A 2,080-nucleotide genomic window follows, 5' to 3' on the forward strand; every position below is an offset into this window, starting at 1 on the left:
AAGGATTTGTAATATCAATAATCCTCTCGGATATATGCTCAACTGTATTTCTTTTTATAGCCGCAGGTCTGCATAAATATGCTGATATCAGCTGTTTCAGCAGGGAGCTGGGAAAAAGTATGCTTCGCTTCACTCTGCCTCTTATACCTACAACAGTAATGTGGACATTCACAGGCTTTTCGGATCAGATATTCATCGGAAATATGCACAGCGATACAGTATTTCTCGGCAAGGACGCAGCAGGCATATACGCCGCAGCTACCAAGATACCCAACATCGTCACCATGCTTTCGACTATTTTCTTTCAGGCGTGGAATATGTCGGCTATCACCGAAAACGACTCCGCTGACCGCAACAACTTCTATTCAAAAGTTTATTCGGCTTACGAATCATTGCTTTTCATAGGTTCGGCTGCATTGATACTCTTTATAAAGCCAGTATCCGCACTTCTCATAAACTACACTACCTTTCCCGAATACAAAAAGGCTTTTCTTTTCACTCCCCTGCTTATCGCAGCTGCCGCTTTTACCTGCCTCAATCTTTTCCTTGCAGGTATCTACACAGCTACAAAGCATACCAAAAACGCATTCTATTCCATAATAGCTGTTGTTATCGTGAATATTATCCTTAACCTCGGACTTATCCCATGCTGGGGTATCCAGGGTGCGGCATTCGCAACATTCCTCAGCTATCTGCTGTGCTACTGTATAAGAATGATAGACGCAAGATACTATGTACCGTTTAACTTTTCAGTAATCAGGACGATACTCAATACGGTCATTCTTCTGCTTATGTGTATGCCTGTGATATTCAGCTTCAAGGGCTGCATATTCTGGGAGCTTCTCCTCACCGCTTGTATGACCGCTCTCAATTATCGCCCGATGCTTACAACAGTAAATAAGCTTATGAAAAAATAATAAGTAAAAGCTCCGTTTAGCAGTGGTACTTATATAGAAGTTTATAGTTAATTATCGGGGGAACCCTTTCTGAGGAAAGGTTTTCCCCCGAACCCCTTTCCAAAGACTTTTATCTGATTTTTTCCCGGATAGGGCGCGACCTGTATACTTGCAAGTCTTTTTATTTTACATACGCGCCCTATCCGGGAAAAAATAAAAACAGAAGTTTTCGGGAGAGAGTTTGAGAGAAGCCCCTTTTTCAAAAGGGGTTCTCTCAATAATAAGCATAAATTTCTGTATGAGTATAACGGTTATGCAACGGGGCGTTTTGTCATCACATCAGTCGTGTCTGAGGTAGCGAGAAGTTCTCTTACGCTTTTTCCTCTCGTACATTATTTCATCAGCCTGTGTTATAAGGTTGAAAAGTGAAGTTTCGTCATTGACCTCGGTAACTATAGTGCCTATACTTGCATCAAGCTCGTAAGGCTTATGGATAAGTCTGTTCATGTTTTTGAGCTGAACATTGAACACGCTTTCAAGTGCATCAATATCCTCATCACAGGCGTTATCACCGAAAATAATGAACTCATCACCGCCGAAACGTGCGCATATCCTGCCACTCTTGCAGCAGTCCTTGATTATCCTTGCAAGATGCTGCAGCGCGTAGTCGCCCTCCTTGTGTCCGAAGTTGTCGTTGATGTACTTCAGACCGTCCATATCTATAAAGCTTATCAATACTTTATTATGGTGTGCGATACTTTCTTTGAATAGATTCTCAGCAATATTGAAGAAACCGTTGCGGTTATAGATATTGCAGAGGGGATCGATGACATACAGTCGGTTGAGCTCGTCCATAGCCTTGTTGATGTGGCAGAGCTTGCGTATATTTTCCATTGAGATGCTGAGATCCATTGTAAGCGTATGGCACAGCAGACTTGATATTGGAAAGTCACTGTTGGTGATTATGTAATATCCGAGACATCTCTCGCTGAAATGGAGAGGGAGAAAATAATTGACTTCATAGCCTTTGCCGAAGCCCTCGGGGAACATATCCCTGCTGGGGAAAAGATCAACGCTTCTTCGTTCGCCTTTATCAAGAATAAGCGGAGCTGTCATATATCTGGAATAGCCTGTACGGCTTGAAAGGTCGGGAGCGGAAACATAAGTCTCCTGCCAGTCCTCGA

2 protein-coding genes are annotated in these 2,080 nt (G+C 42.8%); one reads left to right on the forward strand and one right to left on the reverse strand.

The features are described 5' to 3' along the window. Positions 1-917 (forward strand): lipopolysaccharide biosynthesis protein (locus QZZ41_RS00580; RefSeq protein ID WP_295066711.1); only part of this gene is annotated, 917 nt, incomplete at its 5' end. Between the two features lie 318 nt (positions 918-1,235). On the opposite strand, the gene QZZ41_RS00585 is transcribed toward QZZ41_RS00580, so the two are convergent. Then, positions 1,236-2,080 (reverse strand): GGDEF domain-containing protein (locus QZZ41_RS00585; RefSeq protein WP_295066713.1); only part of this gene is annotated, 845 nt, incomplete at its 5' end.

The sequence above is a fragment of the Ruminococcus sp. genome (assembly GCF_016283395.1).